Here is a 17,758-nt window from a genome sequence, read left to right as displayed (position 1 = left end):
CGCGCGGAGCGCGCGCATGGCCGGCGTGATTCTCGTCACCGCCGCGATGGTGACCACGGCGTCGTTCGCGCAGACTGTTCCCGTGCCGAAGCCTGCACCGAAGGGCCGCGATGGCGGTCCGGCCGGTGGCGGGCCCGCGGTCACCGGCGCGACCCAGACGCCGCCCAATCCGGTGATCCCGGATCCGCGCCGCAACGTGCCGAGCAGCATCTTCCAGACCTTCGATGCGAACCAGAAGGCCCAGGCCGCCAAGGTCAGCGCCTATTTGTCGTCATTGTCGACGCTGGTCGGAAATTTCGTCCAGGTCGGCCCCGACGGCAGCAAGACGCAAGGTGACTTCTACATCCAGAAGCCAGGCAAGGTGCGCTTCGAATATGACGCGCCGAGCCCGATCGACATCGTCGCCGACGGCTCGTCGCTGGTGGTGCGCGACCGCAAGCTCGCGACGCAGGACGTCTATCCGCTGTCGCAGACGCCGCTGCGTTTCCTGCTGTCCGACCGCATCGACCTGATGAAGGACACCAACGTCGTCAACGTCTCGGCCGACGACGTCTTCGTCAGCGTCACCATCGAGGAGAAGCAGGCGCTGGTCGGCACCAGCCGGCTCCTGCTGATGTTCGGCGCCAAGGACGGCCAGTTGAAGCAGTGGACCGTCACCGACCCGCAGGGCTACGACACCACGATCGCGGTCTATAATCTGGATACGAGCAAGAAGCTCGATCCCGGCATGTTCAAGATCGACTTCACCAATTACGGCCCGTCGCCGGGCTGACGGTGCGTAGGGTGGGTTAGCGAAGCGTAACCCACCATCTCGGTCCGCAAATGTGGAAGCATGGTGGGTTACGCTACGCTAACCCACCCTACGATTCCACTCCTGTGGACAAGCATTTTCCCCACGCCAATCCATGCTAAGACGCATCCCTCATGCGTTTTTCCCTGACAACCTGGAACATCAATTCGGTGCGGCTGCGCATCGATCTGGTGGCAAAATTTCTCAAGAGCGCGCGGCCGGACGTGCTGTGTCTCCAGGAGACCAAGTGCATCGACGACGCCTTTCCGCTGAAGCGCTTCAAGCGGCTCGGTTACGAGCATGTCGCGCTGAACGGGCAGAAGGGTTATCACGGCGTCGCCATCGTCTCGAAAATTCCGTTCGAGTCAAAGGACATCCGCACCTTCTGCGACAAGGTGGATTCACGCCACATCTCAGTGTCGTTCGGAGAGAAGGCCGGGATCGCAAAGCCGCTGGTCATACATAATTTCTACGTGCCGGCCGGCGGCGACATTCCCGATCCCGCGCTGAACGAGAAATTCGATCACAAGCTCCGCTTCCTCGACGAGATGAAGGCGTGCGAGCCGTTGCATCCACGCGGCGAGGATCGCCACATCCTGGTTGGCGATCTCAACGTCGCCCCGCATGAGAACGACGTCTGGTCGCACAAGCAGCTTCTGAAGGTGGTGTCGCACACGCCCATCGAAACCGAGAAGCTGCAAGCCGCGCTCGCCGCCGGTGAGTGGGTCGACGTCGCGCGCGAGCGCATTCCGATGTCGGAAAAGGTCTACACGTGGTGGAGCTACCGCTCCGCCGACTGGACCGTCGGCGACCGCGGCCGCAGGCTCGACCACATCTGGGTCTCGCGCGCGCTGAAAGATGCGGTCAGTGATTTCAAGATTTTGCGCGAGGCGCGGAGCTGGGAGCGTCCGTCGGACCATGTGCCCGTGACCGTGACGCTCGATGTATGATCTTGTAGCCCGGATGGAGCGAAGCGAAATCCGGGGCAGTTTTTCCGTAGGCGAGAATCCCGGATTGCGCTTCGCTCCATCCGGGCTACGACAGTCATGACGTCAGCTTCGCGCCCGCCATCAATATATCACTGGCGATCTGGCTGGAGCGCACCGCGAATTCATCGCGCAGACGAACGGCGGCGGGGGGGTCGCTTTCGAGCACGCGCTGAAACAGGCTGCGCGCGACGCGGATGACGGAGGCGTGCTCGATCGCAATCGCGCTCGACGGCCGCTTCATCGGCACGATCAGCGCGAGCTCGCCGATCAGCGCACCGGGACTTGCGATCATCTCCGCGCCGGCGCCGTCGTCGACCCGGAAGGCGCCGCGCTGGACCACGAAGCCGGCATCGGCATCGTCGCCAAGATTGAACAAGACGTCGCCGCGGACGAAGTCACGCTGCTCGGAACCGATCGCCAGCATGCGCAACGAAGCGTCTCCCAACAGGCGCAGTGTCGGGACACGCTCGAGAAGCGCTACATCGTCGTCGATTGACATTCAGGTCCGGAGCTCAAGGGCACGCAATCTAAAACGATTCGCACGCCCCAGAAGCGTATCACGGCACCAGCTTGTAGCCACCGGCTTCCGTGACCAGGATTTCCGGGTTCGCGGCATCCTTCTCGATCTTCTGGCGAAGGCGGTAGATGTGGGTTTCCAGCGTGTGGGTGGTAACGCCGGAATTGTAGCCCCAGACCTCCTGGAGCAGGGTCTCGCGTGAGACCGGCATCTGGCCGGCCCGGTAGAGGAAGCGGAGGATCGCGGTTTCCTTCTCCGTCAGCCGGACCTTGCGCGCGTTGGCGGCGGTCAGCATCTTGGAGCCGGGCCGGAAAGAGTAGGGGCCAACCGAGAACACCGCGTCCTCGCTGGCTTCGTGCTGCCGGAGCTGGGCGCGGATGCGCGCCAGCAGTACGGCGAAGCGGAAGGGTTTTGCGACATAGTCGTTGGCGCCGGATTCCAGCCCCAAAATCGTGTCGGAATCGGTGTCATGCCCGGTGAGCATGATGATCGGAGCCTTGAACCCGCCCTTGCGCAATGAACGGACCACTTCGCGGCCATCCGTGTCGGGCAGGCCAACATCCATCAGGACGAGATCGGGGGCATTGGCCTTCGCGGCGCTGGCGCCCTTGGCGCCGGTATCGACCGCGGAGGCTTCAAATTCTTCGTGCAGCGACAATTGCTCCACCAACGTATCGCGCAGATCGGTATCGTCATCCACGATCAGGATCTTGCGGGCATTGGCCATAGGGGGTCATCCTTTTGGGGTCCGGCGCGGCGCGCATCCATGCTGCACCCAGCCGAGAGGGAAGTTTAGGGGTCGCAATTATTATTGTTGTTCGTCTTGAAGTAGTGGGCTGTTACCGATTCACAAGCCAGAACCACTCTAACCCAGAATAGCAGGCCGTTTTGATGAATGTCCTGTAATGAATTCGACATCGCACGTTCACATGAAAAATAAAGCTGCGTCAGCTAGTTACACCATGAACCGGAGGGCCGGGCCGCTGTCGGCGATCCGCGTTAAGGCTGCCGCCGGGAATCCGCGCCGGGGCTGGCTGACCGCGGGAGCGCTGACGATTCCGGTGGCGCTCGGACGCGGCGGCATTCTGGCGAACAAGCGCGAGGGCGATGGCGGCACCCCGAGGGGCAGCTTCCGTCCCAGGCGATTGTGGTGGCGGGGCGACCGGCACAGCCGCCCGCAGACCTTCCTGCCGGCCCGGATCATCACCGGCGAGGACGCCTGGTGCGAGGATCCCAAGGACCGTCACTACAATCAGGGAATCCGCCTCGGCGAGGGGCAGGGCGGTGACCGGCTCAAGCGGGCCGACCATCTCTATGACTTCATCATCGAAATCGACCACAACACGAGGCCGCGGATCGCCGGCCGGGGCAGCGCGGTGTTCTTGCATCTCGCGCGCGACAATTTCGGCCCGACCGCGGGCTGCGTCTCGATGACCAAAGCGGCGATGCGACAATTGCTGCGGCGGCTGGGACCAAAAACAAAAATCATCATCGGGTGAGGACACATGCTCGACAAGGATCAGATCGCCGCCGCTTCGCAGGTCCTGGTCAAACATTGGCGCGACGGCATTAAGCTTGATGCGCTGGAGCCTCGCTTGCAGCCACAGAGCCGCACCGAGGGATACGCCGTGCAGGCGGCGCTCGGCGGGACATTGTTCGGCTGGAAGATCGCGGCGACGAGCGAGTCCGGACAGAAGCACATCAATGTCACGGGACCGCTGGCCGGTCGGATCATGAGCGACACCGTGATCGCCGATGGCGGCACAGCCTCGATGAAGGGCAACGCGATGCGCGTCGGCGAGCCCGAGTTCGCTTTCCGCATGGGACGCGATCTGCCGCCGCGCGCGGCGCCGTATACTGTCGACGAGGTGCTCGCCGCCGTGGACAGCTTGCATCCTGCGATCGAGATTCCCGATTCGCGCTTTGCCGATTTTGCCAGCGCCGGCGAGGCGCAGCTGATCGCCGACAACGCCTGTGCGCATCTGTTCGTGCTGGGCGCAGCGACGAATGCGAACTGGCGCGCCATGGATGTCGTCGAGGAGCGGCCGCAGATCACGCTGCGCGGCCAGCGTTATCTCGGCCACGGCAAGAATGTGCTCGGCGATCCCCGAATTGCCCTGGCCTGGCTGGCCAACGAGCTGCATGGCCTCGGCATCACCTTGCGGGCAGGCGAGGTGGTGACCACGGGCACGTGCCATCCGCCGCTGCCGATCCAGGCCGGTGATCATTTCACGGCGGATTTCGGCGTGCTGGGGACGGTGTCGGTGGGGTTCTCTTGAGCCGCCCCATACACCGCCGTCATTGCGAGCGAAGCGAAGCAATCCAGAATCTTTCGGCGGAGGGACTCTGGATTGCTTCGCTCCGCTCGCAATGACGAATTCGAGAGTTCGTATGGGCCCTGCGTCAATGACGACGCTCACCGGTGCCCGAAGATCGCACTGCCCACGCGCACATGGGTGGCGCCGAGCATGATCGCGGTCGCATAATCCGCGCTCATGCCCATCGAGAGCTTCTTCAATCCATTGCGCGCGGCGATCTTGGCGGTCAGCGCGAAATGCGCGGCCGGCGGCTCGTCCACCGGCGGGATGCACATCAACCCCGAGATCGTCAGCCCGTAGGTGTCGCGGCAGCTCGCGATGAAAGCATCGGCCTCGCCGGGGGCGATGCCGGCCTTCTGCGGCTCCTCACCGATATTGATCTGGACGAACAATTCCGGGTGCTTGTTCTGGGATTCAATTTCCTTGGCTAACGCCTGGCAAATGCTCGGGCGGTCGACCGAATGAATGGCATCGAACAGCGCGACCGCCTCTTTCGCCTTGTTGGATTGCAGCGGCCCGATCAGATGCAGCGCGATATCGGGGTAAACAGAAGTTAACGCGGGCCACTTGCCTTTGGCCTCCTGCACGCGATTCTCGCCGAATACGCGCTGTCCGGCGTCGATGACCGGGGTAATTGCATCCGCGGCGAAAGTTTTCGACACCGCGATCAGCGTCACGGAGCCACGTTCGCGCCGCGCATCCTTGCAGGCGCGCGCGATTTCGGCTTCGACCGCGGCGAGCGCGTTTGGTGAATGGCCGGTTAGCGGCGCGGCGTTGGCTTCGGTCATGATGTCGCATCGGAGCTGATTGTTGCGGAGCTAGTTCTAATTTTACCGAGTTCAAGAAAGAGTTTTTGAACCCTTTGCTTTACCTTAGCCGCGGGGTGGGCAGCGAAGATGGCAAACGTCAGTTTCAACCGCAAACGAGCGAAACTCAAGCAGGTTCTCGGAATCCGGGCGCGGCTTGCGTTGCTCGCGGTAATTCTGGTGACGCCTTTGATGTTCGAGCGCATCCGATCGCTCGAAGACACGCGCACGCGGCAGATCGCGCAGGCCACGACCGAATTCACCACCGTTGCAAGGCACAGCGCCGATGCGCAGCGCGAGGTGATCTCGTCGGTCGAGACCATCCTGAAATCGGAAGCTTTCATCCGCGCCTCGGCCGGCGGCATCAGCAAGAGCTGTGACGTGCTGCGCGCGAGCCTGCCGTCGAATCTCCCCTGGATCCGCACGCTTCTGATCGCCGGCCAGGACGGACGCATCCAGTGCGCCACCAACAACATGTATGTCGGCCTCGACCTCAGTGACCGGCCGTACTTCCAGCAGGCGCAGGAAACCGGCCGCTTCGTGCTGAGTGACTTCATCCTGTCGCGCCCCGTGCCGACACCGACCGTCATGGCGGTTTACCCGGTGTCCGCCTTCAGCGGCGTAGCGGATGCCGTCGTGCTCGCCACCGTCAACCTCGACTGGATGTCGAAGGTCATGAGCAATCTGGGTGGCCGCGCCGGCATCACGGCCGTGCTGGTCGACAGCGCGGGTACCGTGCTGGCCGCACCGGCCGACCAGCACAGCGCGATCGGACGTCCGCTTGACAACATGCCGCTGATGTCCGCGATCGCGGACAAGGCGCTGAGGTCTGACCAGGACGAAGGTTCACTCTCTTTCCTCGCAGCCGACGGCTCCCGCCGCGCGGTCAGCTTTATCCGCATCGCCGGGACCAATGCCCGCCTGATCGCCAGCATCGACGAGGACAAGGTGTCCGCAGCCGTGAGCCGCGACATCCGCACCGCCTATCTTCAGCTGGCCTTCGTCGTGCTGTTCGTGCTGCTCGGCGCACTGATCGCAGCCGAGAAACTGGTGATCAAGCCGATCAGGATGCTCGCCGACATGGCCAAGCGTCTGGGCGAGGGCGATCTGTCGGCACGCGCCGCGCGCAATCGCCTGCCATCCGAGTTCGTGCCGCTGGCCCGTGCGTTCAACGCGATGGCCGCGCAGCTCAGCCAGCGCGAACGCGAGCTGATGGCCAGCAATGACCGACTCACGGTGATGGCCTCGATCGACATGTTGTCGGGACTCGCCAACCGCCGCGGCTTCCAGAGCCGGCTCGATTTCGAATGGATGCGCGCGCAGCAATATGGCAGCGACCTCGCGCTTCTGATGATCGACGTCGACCATTTCAAGCTGTTCAACGACACCTATGGCCATCTCGAAGGCGATTCCTGCCTGACCAGGCTCGGCGAGTCGCTGTCCGGCATCGCCGCCGACACGATGGGCTTCGCGGCCCGCTACGGCGGCGAGGAATTCTGCTTGTTGCTGCCGAACACCGACGTCGCGCGCGCCGTCGAAATCGGCGAACAGGCGCGCGCGGCCGTGCTGAAGCTGTGCCTGCCGCACATCACCTCCGACCACATGATCGTCACCGTCTCGATCGGCGTTGCAGCGACAAAGCCCAACGAGAGCCTGCGTCCGGGCGATTTGATCGAAGCCGCCGATGCCGCGCTCTACGCCGCCAAGCACCGCGGCCGCAACAACGTCGTCGAACACGGCATCACGGTCATCGACAACGGCGCGGCGGAAATGATGATGGCGGGTTGAGGGGCTAACCCGCAGCCCCGATGGCGTCGAGTTCGCTCTCGGTGACCACGCGATTGCGGCCGCTGTTCTTGGCGAGATAGAGCGCGCGATCGCAGCGCTCGATGAAATCGGTGATCGCTTCGCCGGGCCGGTACTGCGCAACACCGATCGATACGCTGATATGGGGCAGGACCTCGCCGGTCGACCGGCGCGTGATCCTGCATTCCGCGATCGCGTGCCTGATGCGCTCGGCGATCTCGGCGCAGGCGGCGAGATCGGCATCCGGCAACACCGCGATCAGCTCCTCGCCGCCATAGCGGGCCGACAGGTCCTGCTCGCGGACCTTTTCGCACAGCACCTTGGCCATCAGGCGCAGCACCTGGTCGCCGACGCCATGGCCGAAACTGTCGTTGAAAGACTTGAAGTGGTCGATGTCGAGCATCAGCATGCTGAGCGGCTCGCCCCAGTCCGCAGTCGCCTGCGCCTTGCGCAGGAATTCATCGAGCGCCCGGCGGTTGGCGAGGCCTGTGAGCGTATCGGTCCGGGCACGCTCCTCGGATTTGGAAAGGGAGGCGCGGATCACGTCGAGCTCGCGGGTCTTTTCCGCAAAGCCTGCCTCGAGTCGCGTCGCGCGGGTGGCGGCGCGTCCCAGCTCGTTCATAAGCTGGGCGACCAGCGCTTTGGGATCGACACCGGCCTTGCCCTGGTCCGCCACCTCGTTGATGGCCTGCATCTGGGAGTGATTGTCGGCAATCGCAGTCGCAAGAAAATCCTTCGCCGCGCCCATAAGGGTGTGGAGCCGCTCGGACGTGTCGACAACGATAGCACTCACCTGGGGCGCGACGTAGGTCTCGAACAGATCCTGATTGGTCCTGACGTCGAAGGGCCGATTGTGATCGATCAGGAGATCGATCGCATTGCGCAGATCGTCATGGCTTCCCGCGAAATACTGGAACCAGACGGCGAAATTGGCCGGCGTGGCAGGGATCCGCTGTTCGGCCATGCTCCGCATCGCCCGTTCGGCAACGGACGCGGCATAGTCGTAATCGGGATCGTCGAAGCTGGCGTCCATCACAAGTCTTGAGAATTCTGGTTGGTCGCAAACTCGCATCGCCCCCTTAATCCCACCCCAACGCGGCCTCAGTAGTTATGCGGTGCAGCACCGATGGTTCCCAAATTGCGGCAACCCATTGACCCCTTGAGGACTTCTATGGCCTAGTCCGCCGTCTTTAGACGGCCCAAATCCACGAAAACCCAACGATTCCATGACCTCCGAACGCTACAACGCCCGCGACGCCGAACCGCGCTGGCAAGCCGCCTGGGACCAACAGGCGATCTTCGTCTCCAGGAACGACGATCCGCGGCCGAAATACTATGTGCTGGAGATGTTCCCCTACCCGTCGGGGCGCATCCATATCGGCCATGTCCGCAATTACACGCTTGGCGACGTACTGGCCCGCTTCATGCGCGCCAAGGGTTTCAACGTGCTGCATCCGATGGGCTGGGACGCTTTCGGCCTGCCGGCCGAGAACGCCGCGATCGAGCGCAAGGTGGCGCCGAAGGCCTGGACCTACGACAACATCGCCGCGATGAAGAAGCAGCTCCGCTCGATCGGGCTGTCGCTGGACTGGAGCCGCGAGATCGCGACCTGCGATCCCAGCTACTACAAGCACCAGCAGAAGCTGTTTCTGGACTTCCTGCGCGAAGGCCTCGCCGAGCGCGAAAAGCGCAAGGTGAACTGGGACCCCGTCGACATGACCGTGCTCGCCAACGAGCAGGTGATCGACGGCAAAGGCTGGCGTTCCGGTGCCGTTGTCGAGCAACGGGAAATGAACCAGTGGGTCTTCAAGATCACGAAGTACTCGCAGGAGCTGCTGTCGGCGCTGGATACGCTGGATCGCTGGCCCGACAAGGTGCGGCTGATGCAGCGCAACTGGATCGGCCGGTCCGAGGGGCTGTTGATCCGCTTCGCGCTCGACGCGGCGACGACGCCGGCCGGCGAGAGCGAGCTGAAGATTTTCACGACGCGCCCGGACACGCTGTTCGGCGCGAAGTTCATGGCGATCTCGGCCGATCATCCGCTGGCACAGGCGGCCGCCGTCAAAAACCCTGCGCTCGCCGCGTTCATCGGCGAGATCAAGCGGATGGGCACGGCGCAGGAGATCATCGACACGGCCGAGAAGCAGGGTTTTGACACCGGCATCCGCGCGGTCCACCCCTTTGATCCCTCCTGGAAGCTGCCGGTCTATGTCGCCAACTTCGTGCTGATGGAATACGGCACCGGCGCCATTTTCGGCTGCCCCGCCCACGACCAACGCGACCTCGATTTCGTCAACAAGTACGCTCTCGGCAACACGCCGGTGGTGTGCCCCGAAGGCCAGGATCCCAAGAGCTTTGTCATCACCGATACCGCCTATGACGGTGACGGCCGCATGATCAATTCGCGTTTCCTCGACGGCATGACCATCGATCAGGCCAAGGACGACGTCGCGAAGCGTCTCGAGACCGAGCTGCGCGGCAACGCGCCGGTCGGCGAGCGTCAGGTCAATTTCCGCCTGCGCGACTGGGGCATTTCACGCCAGCGTTATTGGGGCTGTCCGATCCCCGTCATCCACTGTCCGAAGTGCGACGTGGTGCCGGTGCCGGATGCCGACCTCCCCGTAGTGCTGCCGGAGGATGTGAGCTTCGACAAGCCAGGCAACGCGCTCGATCATCACCCGACCTGGAAGCACGTCATCTGTCCGCAATGCGGTGGCAAGGCGCAGCGCGAAACCGACACCATGGACACTTTCGTGGATTCGTCCTGGTACTTTGCGCGCTTCACCGATCCCTGGAACGAGAACGCGCCGACGACGCCAGAGGTCGCCAACCGGATGCTGCCGGTCGATCAGTATATCGGCGGCGTCGAGCACGCGATCCTGCATCTGCTCTACAGCCGCTTCTTCACGCGTGCGATGAAGGCGACCGGGCACATCGCACTGGACGAGCCGTTCGCCGGCATGTTCACGCAGGGCATGGTGGTGCACGAGACCTACCAGAAGGCCGACGGCACCTACGTCCAGCCGGTCGAGGTGAAGGTCGAGACCGGCGCCAATGGCCGCCGCGCGACGCTGCTGACGTCAGGCGAAGACATCCAGATCGGCCCGATCGAGAAGATGTCGAAGTCGAAGAAGAACACGGTCGACCCCGACGACATCATCGAGACCTACGGCGCCGACGTCGCGCGCTGGTTCATGCTGTCGGATTCCCCGCCCGAGCGGGACGTGATCTGGAGCGATGAGCGCGTCCAGGGCGCCTCGCGCTTCGTGCAGCGGCTGTGGCGGCTGGTGAACGATTCCGTGGAACCCGGCAAGAGTGCGCCGGCGGCCCGGCCGGCCAGCTTCGGCCCGGACGCCATCGCCTTGCGCAAGGCCGCCCATGGCGCGCTGGACAAGGTCACCACCGGAATCGAGCGGCTGCACTTCAACGTCTGCCTCGCCCATATCCGCGAATTCAGCAATGCGTTCGCAGAGATATTGCAGCGTCCCGGCCAGCCGGCCCCAGATTTGGCCTGGACGATCCGGGAGGCCAGCCAGATCCTGGTCCAGCTGTTCTCCCCGATGATGCCGCATCTGGCCGAGGAGTGTTGGCAGGTTCTCGGCCACAGCGGGCTGGTTTCCGAGGCCGATTGGCCCCAAATCGAACGCGATTTGCTGGTTGAAGACCGTGTGACCCTGGTGGTTCAGGTCAACGGCAAGAAGCGGGGTGAGGTCACAGTTGCAACAGCGGCCGAGAATCCGGAAATCGAGGCTGCCGTTTTGGCCCTCGATGCGGTAAAACTGGCCCTGGACGGCAAGCCCGTCCGCAAGGTGATTATCGTCCCCAAGAGGATCGTGAATGTTGTCGGCTAGGATCCGCATCGCAGCCCGCTTGCTGGCGGTCGCCGCACTGGCGGCCATGACGGCCGGCTGCTTCCACCCGATGTATGCCGAGCACACCGACGGCACGCCTGGCCTGCGCGAGAAGCTGATGGGGGTCGATCTACCCCCGATCGCCAAGTCCAATGCCTCGCGCGAAGCCCGCGTCGGCGTCGAGGTCCGCAACGCTCTCGCCTTCAAGCTCTATGGCACCGCCACCGGCATGCCGCCGACTCACCGCCTGGAGATCCGCTTCTCGAGCGGCAAGTCGTCGCTGATCGTCGATCCCAACACCGGCCTGCCGAGCAGTGAAAACTACGGCCTCGACGCCCAGTACAATCTGATCGAGGTCGTCAGCGGCAAATCGGTGATGACCGGCACCACCTTCTCCCGCGTGACCTACGACATGCCCGGCTCCTATCAGCGTTTCAGCCGCAACCGCGCGGTACGTGATGCCGAGGATCGTGCCGCCAACGAGATCGCCGAGAACATCACGACTCGCCTCGCCTCGTTCTTCACCGCGGGCACTTAATTCATCCCGTCATCCCGGTTCGCCCGGACTGACGAATCCCAGGCACCATGGTCGCGCTGCGCGGAAAAGAGATCGACGCCTATCTCGCCCGCCCCGATGCGGGCCGTCCGATCATCCTGCTCTACGGTCCTGACGCCGGACTGGTCCGCGAACGCGCGGATGCGCTGATCGCCTCGGCTGTTGACGATCCCAACGATCCCTTCTCGCTGGTCAAGGTCGATGGCGACGAGCTCTCCGCCGAGCCGTCGCGCCTCGTCGACGAGGCCATGACGGTGCCGCTGTTCGGCGGCCGCCGCGCCATCCGCGTGCGCGCCGGCTCGCGCAGCTTCGCCAGTGCTATCGACACGCTGGCGGAGATGGGCGTCAGGGATTGCCGCATCGTGATCGAGGCCGGTGAGCTGCGCCCGGAATCGCCACTGCGCAAGGCCTGCGAACGCGCCAAGGCGGCCGTCGCGATCGCTTGCTATCCCGATACCGAGCGCGACCTCGCCAAGCTGATGGAAGACGAGCTCCGCATCGCCAATTTGCGCATCGCGCAGGACGCCCGCGCGGCGCTGATGTCGTTCCTCGGCGGCGACCGCCAGGCCTCGCGCAACGAGCTGCGCAAGCTCACGCTCTATGCCCACGGCAAGGGCGAGATCACGCTGGATGACGTGATGGCCGTGGTCGCCGATGCGTCGGAGCTGAAACTCGATCCGATCGTCGATGGCGCCTTCGCCGGCCGGCCCGAGATCGTCGAGAACGAGTTTGCCAAAGCCATGATCGCCGGCACCTACCCCGGCGTGATCATCTCCGCGGCGCAGCGCCAGGCGGCGTGGCTGCACAAATCGGCGCTCGCGATCGCCGACGGCACGCCCGCTTCCGCCGTGCTCGACAGCGGTTATCCGCGCCTGCATTTTTCGCGAAAGCCCGCGGTCGAAACCGCACTGCGTAATTTCAGCGTGGCGCGGCTCGCCGTCATCATCGAGCAGCTCGCGACCGCCGCGCTCGACACCCGCAAGCAATCCACTCTCGCCGCCGCCATCGCCCAGCGCACGCTGATGGCGATCGCCGCAAACGCGAAGCGGCGGGGCTGAGCGTCCCGCTCTGTCCACATCATTGCGAGCGAGTCTCTCTCCACACGTCATTGCTTCGCTGCGCTCGCAATGACGTGTGGATCGGCATGAGGTCCTGGCTTTCGCCAGGACGACACCAAGCGGCTACAGCGCGCCCTTCGCCAGCCGCCGCATCACCTCGTCGAGCTGATCGAGGTTGCGGTAGTTGATCTGGACCGAGCCGCCGGGGTCGCGGTGGCTCACCGTGACCTTGAGCCCGAGCGCGTCGCTGACGCGCTTCTCGAGGTCGACCGTGTCGGGGTCCTTTTCCTTCGCCCCCGTGCGTGCCTTCTGCGGCTTGCGCTCCGGCACGCCCTCTTCATGCGCCAGTGCCTCGGTCTGGCGGACGTTGAGGCCTTCGTCGACGATGCGCTTGGCGGCCGCGAGCGGATCAGGCACGCCGATCAGCGCGCGGGCATGACCTGCGGTCAGCTCGCCACTCGTGATCAAGGCCTGCACCTCGGCTGGAAGCTTCGTCAGCCGCATCATGTTGGCGATGTGGCTGCGGCTCTTGCCGACGACTTTGGCAATGTCGTCCTGGCTGCGTTTGAACTCATTGGCGAGCGCGTGATAGCCGAGCGCCTCTTCCATCGGGTTGAGATCTTCGCGCTGCACGTTCTCGACGATCGCGAACTCCAGCGCATCGCTGTCGCTGATGTCGACGGGAACGATCGGCACTTCGTGCAGCCCGGCTATTTGCGACGCGCGCCAGCGCCGTTCGCCGGCGATGATCTCGAAGCGGTCCTGCGCACCCTTCACCGGGCGCACCACGATCGGCTGGATCACGCCATGCTGCCTGATCGAATCGCTGAGCTCCCTGAGCTCGCTTTCCGAAAAGGTACGGCGCGGGTTGCGCGGATTGGGCTTGATGAATTCGATCGGCACCTTGCGCTGCGCGCGCGGACGATCGACGTGCTGAGCCTCGCCGCCGACGTCACCGATCAGACTCGCAAGACCCCGGCCCAATCGCGAACGCGCTTCGTCGGCCATTGCCAGCTCCCTTGGATTCACGCTGCAGCACTCCAGAACTGAATTGTAGTAGGGTGGGCAAAGCGAAGCGTGCCCACCAGTTAGTCATGTGCGGAAGATGGTGGGCACGGCGAAGACGCCTTTGCCCACCCTACAGCACCTCTCTAATGCGTCGTCCGCAGCTCGCGCTCGCGCTGGATCACTTCGGTGGCGAGCCGCAGATAAGCTTCGCTGCCGACGCATTTGAGATCGTAGACCAGCACCGGCTTGCCGTAGGACGGCGCCTCCGAGATGCGCACGTTGCGCGGGATCATGGTCTTGTAAACCTTCTCGCCCATGAACTGCCGGACGTCGGCAACGACCTGGTTCGAGAGATTGTTGCGCGAGTCGAACATGGTCAGCACGATGCCGTGGATCGACAGGTTCGGATTGAGCGTCGAGCGCACCTGCTCCACCGTCTGCAGCAATTGCGACAGACCTTCGAGCGCGAAGAACTCGCACTGCAGCGGCACCAGGATTGCGTCGGAAGCCGCCATCGCGTTCACGGTGATCAGATTGAGCGAGGGCGGACAGTCGATCAGCACGTAGGTGTAATCGGCTTCGGGCGAGACGTTGTTGTTGAGCGCGCTGATCGCGTCGCGCAGCTTGTACGCACGACCGGGCGTGGTGCCGAGCTCGAGCTCGAGGCCGGAGAGATCCATGGTCGAGGGCGCGATATGAAGCCGCGGCACTGCCGTCGACACCACCGCTTCTCGCAGGCTCGCCTCGCCCACCAGAACGTCATAGGTCGAGCAGGAGCGGTTGCGGCGATCGATGCCGAGTCCGGTCGAGGCGTTGCCCTGCGGATCGAGATCGACGATCAGAACACGTTCGCCGATCGCAGCGAGCGCCGTGCCGAGATTGATCGCCGTGGTTGTTTTTCCCACGCCGCCCTTCTGATTCGCCAGCGCCAGGATGCGCGGATGGCCCTGCGGGACGGCGGCGGTCTGTTCCTGCTGCGGTTCGTCAATCACGCTCATCGCAAATTCCCCACTCGGCCCCTGACGCCTCACCCGCGCCGTTCGACGGAAGCCAGCTCGACGATCCAACCGTCGCCTGTACGGCTTTGGTGCAGCTGCGCCTGAATATTCCAATATTTAGTAGCTTCGGTCAATTCAGACTCTACATCTTGACCCTTGAGAAACAACGCTTTTGCGCCCTGGCGCATCAGCGGCTCCGCAAAGCCGATGAGTTGATGTAGCGGAGCCAGTGCACGCGCGGTGACGCAATCGACCGGGCCGGTGATTCTATCCACATTATCCCCGATCTCAGCGAGATGTACGACTCCCGGAGATGTAGTGACGCGGATGGCTTCGCGCAGGAAGGCTGCCTTCTTGGCGATTCGCTCAACCAGATGGACGCTCGCCCCGGCGGTCCCCGCCATGGCGCAGGCCAGGACGACACCCGGAAAGCCGCCGCCGCTGCCGAGATCGGCCCAGCGTTTGGCCGATGGGGCGAGAGCGACGAGCTGAAGCGAGTCGGCGATGTGCCGGGTCCAGAGATGCGGCAGTGTCGAGGGCGCGACGAGGTTGGTCTTGGCCTGCCACTCCCGCAGCAGTGCGATGTAGCGATCGAGCCGAGTTTCGGTTTCATGTGAAACGGGCGCAAGCTTGAGCGCTGCAATCTTGTCGGCCGCGATGACGGCGTCCAACGATCGATCGTTGGCGCTGGCCTTGTCGATCTTCGGCCTGGTCGGCGCCGGTTCGGAGCGATCACCGGCGCCCTCACTCGCCGAAGGTTTTCCTGATGACGATCTGCCGCCGCCCGGCCCGCGCTGTTTCACGTGAAACCTATGCGATTGCTTTGGAAGTCTTCCGCGCTTCGCGGCGGAGATAGGCCGCAAGGATGCCGAGTGCGGCCGGTGTCATGCCGTCAATTCGACCGGCCTGGCCAACGGTGAAGGGCCGCGCCTTCTCCAGCTTGGCCCTCACCTCGTTGGAGAGACCGGGGACCCGCTGGTAATCGACGTCCGACAGCACCATCCCCTCGTCCCGCCTGAAGGCTTCGACGTCGGCGCTCTGGCGCTCCAGATAGACGTCGTACTTCGCGTCGATCTCGAGATGGGTGGCAATGACGGGATCAATGGCAGCGAGCTCCGGCCAGATCGCACGGACCTGGCTCCAGCCGATGTCGGGATAGGCCATCAGCTCGAAGGCCGACCGCCGCTGACCGTCCCGGTTCAGGGTGAGACCCTGCTTGATGGCCTCGTTCGGGGTGATCGTCAGCGACTTCGAGAGCGCTCGAGCCGCATTCAAGGCGTCCATCTTGGCGCGATGATGCACCGTCCGGGCGCTCCCGACGCATCCCAGTGCGATGCCCTTCTCGGTCAAACGCTGATCGGCATTGTCCGCCCGCAGTGTCAGCCGGTACTCGGCCCGCGAGGTGAACATCCGATAGGGTTCACTGATGCCGCGGGTGACGAGGTCGTCGATCATGACGCCGAGATAGCCGTCGGCCCGGTCGAACACCGTCAGCGCGGCGCCGCTCGCAGCCAATGCTGCGTTCAACCCTGCAACGATGCCCTGGCCGGCGGCTTCCTCGTACCCGGTGGTGCCATTGATCTGCCCGGCCAGGAACAGGCCGCGCAAACGCTTGGTCTGAAGGGTCGGATCGAGCTCACGGGGATCGATGTGATCGTATTCGATAGCATAGCCCGGCCGAACCATCTTCACTCGCTCCAAGCCGGGAATGGTTGCGAGGATGGCGAGCTGGACGTCCTCCGGCAGCGAAGTGGAGATGCCGTTGGGATAGACGGTGCCGTCGTCGAGCCCTTCCGGCTCCAGGAAGATTTGGTGACCGTCGCGATCGCCGAAGCGCACGATCTTGTCCTCGATCGAGGGGCAATAGCGGGGTCCGGAGCTCTTGATCTGGCCCGAGTACATCGGAGAGCGATGGACATTGGCCCGGATCACGTCATGGGTGGCGGAATTGGTCCGGGTGATCCCGCACTGGATCTGTGGCGTCGTGATCCGCTCGGTCATCACCGAAAACGGCTCCGGAGGCTCGTCCCCCGGCTGCATCTCGACCGCGGACCAGTCGATCGTCGAGCCATCCAGCCGCGGCGGAGTGCCCGTCTTGAGCCGTCCAAGGGTGAATCCGGCGCGCTCGAATGAGGTCGAAAGGCCCATCGCAGGCGCCTCGCCAACCCGGCCGGCCGGCCAGTTCTTCTCGCCAAGATGGATCAGACCGCGGAGGAAGGTGCCAGTGGTGACGACGACAGCCCCTGCCCGAAGTTCGCGGCCATCCGCCAGCCGCAGGCCGATCACCCGTCCCTCGACCACGATCAGCTCGTCTGCCTCGCCTTCGACGACGGAGAGACCCTCAGTCTCCAGGATCGCCGCCTGCATCGCGGCGGCATAGAGCTTCCGGTCGGCCTGCGCTCGGGGGCCACGGACTGCGGGGCCCTTACGTCGATTGAGGACGCGAAATTGGATGCCGCCGGCGTCGCCGACCCGGCCCATCAGACCATCGAGGGCGTCGACCTCGCGAACCAGATGGCCCTTGCCGAGACCGCCAATGGCGGGATTGCAGGACATCGCGCCGACCGTGGAGAAACGGTGCGTGACAAGAGCGGTCGCCGCGCCCATCCGGGCAGAGGCAGAAGCGGCCTCACAGCCGGCGTGGCCGCCGCCAATCACGATGACGTCGAAGCTCTCTCGCTCTGTTCGCATGGGCGGACTTCTAACTCAGAGGCGGGAAAGCCGGAAGCGGAAACTGGGCGAGGCGGTTGTTTCACGTGAAACCGGGCGAAGCCGACCCAAGGTATTTTCGCGAAACAACCCCATGCACAGTAGAGTGGTCCTTGGAAACGTTGTCGTTTTTGGGAGAGAAAAACGGGCCACGAGGGGAAAAGGCGTGGTCCGAAGGCCAAGACGGGTCGGCGATCGGACCACGACGGCAGGACCGTACCCCAAGGCCCCCTGCGAGCGGCCCGACGCAATCCAAGATCCTTCCGCGCACCCGCTCCTAAGGTGTTACCGCTTGCAGCGGTCCCCCGGCGCGCAAACCAGCAACTTAGTCGATAAGTGTTTCACGTGAAAC

General features: G+C 64.0%; 16 protein-coding genes. 8 read left to right on the top strand and 8 right to left on the bottom strand.

Annotation, left to right across the window (positions count from 1 at the left end; all coding sequences use genetic code 11):
• Window positions 1-16 precede the first annotated feature (16 nt).
• Together AC0L3J_RS03835 and xth are read left to right on the top strand one after the other, a co-directional pair.
• Complete coding sequence (locus AC0L3J_RS03835) at window positions 17-772, top strand: outer membrane lipoprotein carrier protein LolA (protein ID WP_473346008.1); 756 nt, start codon at window positions 17-19, stop codon at window positions 770-772.
• A 152-nt stretch (window positions 773-924) separates the two neighbouring features.
• Window positions 925-1,740 carry an exodeoxyribonuclease III gene (gene xth, locus AC0L3J_RS03830; protein WP_473346007.1) on the top strand — a complete coding sequence of 272 codons (816 nt, stop codon included), beginning with the start codon at window positions 925-927 and terminating at the stop codon, window positions 1,738-1,740.
• A 94-nt stretch (window positions 1,741-1,834) separates the two neighbouring features.
• Here xth and AC0L3J_RS03825 read toward each other — a convergent pair whose 3' ends face one another.
• Window positions 1,835-2,278, bottom strand: coding sequence for a cyclic nucleotide-binding domain-containing protein (locus AC0L3J_RS03825; RefSeq protein WP_456766908.1), 444 nt, complete (start codon window positions 2,276-2,278; stop codon window positions 1,835-1,837).
• A 58-nt stretch (window positions 2,279-2,336) separates the two neighbouring features.
• Window positions 2,337-3,023, bottom strand: coding sequence for a response regulator transcription factor (locus AC0L3J_RS03820; RefSeq protein WP_007598630.1), 687 nt, complete (start codon window positions 3,021-3,023; stop codon window positions 2,337-2,339).
• Window positions 3,024-3,258: 235 nt separating this feature from the next.
• Here AC0L3J_RS03820 and AC0L3J_RS03815 point away from each other — a divergent pair, with 235 nt between their 5' ends.
• Together AC0L3J_RS03815 and AC0L3J_RS03810 are read left to right on the top strand one after the other, a co-directional pair.
• Window positions 3,259-3,795: a L,D-transpeptidase family protein gene (locus AC0L3J_RS03815; RefSeq protein ID WP_473346006.1), complete on the top strand. Its 537-nt coding sequence runs from the start codon at window positions 3,259-3,261 to the stop codon at window positions 3,793-3,795.
• Between the two features lie 6 nt (window positions 3,796-3,801).
• Window positions 3,802-4,575, top strand: a complete 774-nt coding sequence (locus AC0L3J_RS03810; RefSeq protein ID WP_473346005.1) for a 2-keto-4-pentenoate hydratase — start codon at window positions 3,802-3,804, stop codon at window positions 4,573-4,575.
• Window positions 4,576-4,712: 137 nt separating this feature from the next.
• Here AC0L3J_RS03810 and AC0L3J_RS03805 read toward each other — a convergent pair whose 3' ends face one another.
• The gene (locus AC0L3J_RS03805; protein WP_007604086.1) at window positions 4,713-5,402 is read right to left on the bottom strand and encodes a YggS family pyridoxal phosphate-dependent enzyme; all 690 of its coding nucleotides are present in this window, start codon (window positions 5,400-5,402) and stop codon (window positions 4,713-4,715) included.
• Between the two features lie 108 nt (window positions 5,403-5,510).
• Between AC0L3J_RS03805 and AC0L3J_RS03800 the strand changes: the two genes are divergently transcribed.
• Window positions 5,511-7,208 (top strand): diguanylate cyclase domain-containing protein, encoded by a 1,698-nt coding sequence (locus AC0L3J_RS03800; protein ID WP_027566259.1) that lies wholly within the window; start codon window positions 5,511-5,513, stop codon window positions 7,206-7,208.
• 4 nt (window positions 7,209-7,212) lie between these two features.
• Here AC0L3J_RS03800 and AC0L3J_RS03795 read toward each other — a convergent pair whose 3' ends face one another.
• Window positions 7,213-8,259: a GGDEF domain-containing protein gene (locus tag AC0L3J_RS03795; protein ID WP_473346004.1), complete on the bottom strand. Its 1,047-nt coding sequence runs from the start codon at window positions 8,257-8,259 to the stop codon at window positions 7,213-7,215.
• Window positions 8,260-8,452: 193 nt separating this feature from the next.
• On the opposite strand from AC0L3J_RS03795, the gene leuS reads away from it, so the two are divergent.
• From leuS to holA, 3 genes are read left to right on the top strand one after another with little or no spacing between them, the layout of a single operon-like run.
• Window positions 8,453-11,077, top strand: a complete 2,625-nt coding sequence (gene leuS, locus AC0L3J_RS03790; RefSeq protein ID WP_473346003.1) for a leucine--tRNA ligase — start codon at window positions 8,453-8,455, stop codon at window positions 11,075-11,077.
• Window positions 11,064-11,615 (top strand): LPS assembly lipoprotein LptE, encoded by a 552-nt coding sequence (gene lptE, locus AC0L3J_RS03785; RefSeq protein ID WP_456766914.1) that lies wholly within the window; start codon window positions 11,064-11,066, stop codon window positions 11,613-11,615. Before leuS ends, lptE begins: the two co-directional genes overlap by 14 nt.
• Window positions 11,616-11,662: 47 nt before the next feature.
• Entirely contained in the window at window positions 11,663-12,691 is a 1,029-nt protein-coding gene (gene holA / locus AC0L3J_RS03780) for a DNA polymerase III subunit delta (protein WP_473346001.1), read from the top strand.
• Window positions 12,692-12,814: 123 nt separating this feature from the next.
• Here the strand turns inward: holA and AC0L3J_RS03775 are convergent, their stop codons facing one another.
• The 4 genes from AC0L3J_RS03775 to mnmG all read right to left on the bottom strand — a co-directional run bounded on the left by AC0L3J_RS03775 (window position 12,815) and on the right by mnmG (window position 17,388).
• Window positions 12,815-13,699, bottom strand: a complete 885-nt coding sequence (locus AC0L3J_RS03775) for a ParB/RepB/Spo0J family partition protein (RefSeq protein WP_473346000.1) — start codon at window positions 13,697-13,699, stop codon at window positions 12,815-12,817.
• Window positions 13,700-13,842: 143 nt separating this feature from the next.
• Window positions 13,843-14,697: a ParA family protein gene (locus tag AC0L3J_RS03770; RefSeq protein WP_473345999.1), complete on the bottom strand. Its 855-nt coding sequence runs from the start codon at window positions 14,695-14,697 to the stop codon at window positions 13,843-13,845.
• A gap of 29 nt (window positions 14,698-14,726) precedes the next feature.
• The gene (rsmG, locus tag AC0L3J_RS03765) at window positions 14,727-15,368 is read right to left on the bottom strand and encodes a 16S rRNA (guanine(527)-N(7))-methyltransferase RsmG (RefSeq protein ID WP_473345998.1); all 642 of its coding nucleotides are present in this window, start codon (window positions 15,366-15,368) and stop codon (window positions 14,727-14,729) included.
• A 139-nt stretch (window positions 15,369-15,507) separates the two neighbouring features.
• A complete protein-coding gene (mnmG, locus tag AC0L3J_RS03760) occupies window positions 15,508-17,388 on the bottom strand; it encodes a tRNA uridine-5-carboxymethylaminomethyl(34) synthesis enzyme MnmG (protein WP_473345997.1) in 1,881 nt (626 codons plus the stop codon).
• Window positions 17,389-17,758 lie beyond the last annotated feature (370 nt).

The organism is Bradyrhizobium sp. Kon37 (assembly GCF_055807535.1).
This window is presented reverse-complemented; position numbering and strand designations above follow the sequence as displayed.

What these genes read in the sequence shown, in the direction of transcription:
- AC0L3J_RS03815 (WP_473346006.1), top strand. Translation starts at nt 3,259, where the DNA reads ATGAACCGGAGGGCCGGGCCGCTGTCGGCGATCCGCGTTAAGGCTGCC.
- AC0L3J_RS03795 (WP_473346004.1), bottom strand. Translation starts at nt 8,259, where the DNA reads ATGGACGCCAGCTTCGACGATCCCGATTACGACTATGCCGCGTCCGTT.
- AC0L3J_RS03835 (WP_473346008.1), top strand. Translation starts at nt 17, where the DNA reads ATGGCCGGCGTGATTCTCGTCACCGCCGCGATGGTGACCACGGCGTCG.
- holA (WP_473346001.1), top strand. Translation starts at nt 11,663, where the DNA reads ATGGTCGCGCTGCGCGGAAAAGAGATCGACGCCTATCTCGCCCGCCCC.
- lptE (WP_456766914.1), top strand. Translation starts at nt 11,064, where the DNA reads ATGTTGTCGGCTAGGATCCGCATCGCAGCCCGCTTGCTGGCGGTCGCC.
- mnmG (WP_473345997.1), bottom strand. Translation starts at nt 17,388, where the DNA reads ATGCGAACAGAGCGAGAGAGCTTCGACGTCATCGTGATTGGCGGCGGC.
- leuS (WP_473346003.1), top strand. Translation starts at nt 8,453, where the DNA reads ATGACCTCCGAACGCTACAACGCCCGCGACGCCGAACCGCGCTGGCAA.
- xth (WP_473346007.1), top strand. Translation starts at nt 925, where the DNA reads ATGCGTTTTTCCCTGACAACCTGGAACATCAATTCGGTGCGGCTGCGC.
- AC0L3J_RS03770 (WP_473345999.1), bottom strand. Translation starts at nt 14,697, where the DNA reads ATGAGCGTGATTGACGAACCGCAGCAGGAACAGACCGCCGCCGTCCCG.
- AC0L3J_RS03820 (WP_007598630.1), bottom strand. Translation starts at nt 3,023, where the DNA reads ATGGCCAATGCCCGCAAGATCCTGATCGTGGATGACGATACCGATCTG.
- AC0L3J_RS03805 (WP_007604086.1), bottom strand. Translation starts at nt 5,402, where the DNA reads ATGACCGAAGCCAACGCCGCGCCGCTAACCGGCCATTCACCAAACGCG.
- AC0L3J_RS03775 (WP_473346000.1), bottom strand. Translation starts at nt 13,699, where the DNA reads ATGGCCGACGAAGCGCGTTCGCGATTGGGCCGGGGTCTTGCGAGTCTG.
- AC0L3J_RS03825 (WP_456766908.1), bottom strand. Translation starts at nt 2,278, where the DNA reads ATGTCAATCGACGACGATGTAGCGCTTCTCGAGCGTGTCCCGACACTG.
- AC0L3J_RS03800 (WP_027566259.1), top strand. Translation starts at nt 5,511, where the DNA reads ATGGCAAACGTCAGTTTCAACCGCAAACGAGCGAAACTCAAGCAGGTT.
- AC0L3J_RS03810 (WP_473346005.1), top strand. Translation starts at nt 3,802, where the DNA reads ATGCTCGACAAGGATCAGATCGCCGCCGCTTCGCAGGTCCTGGTCAAA.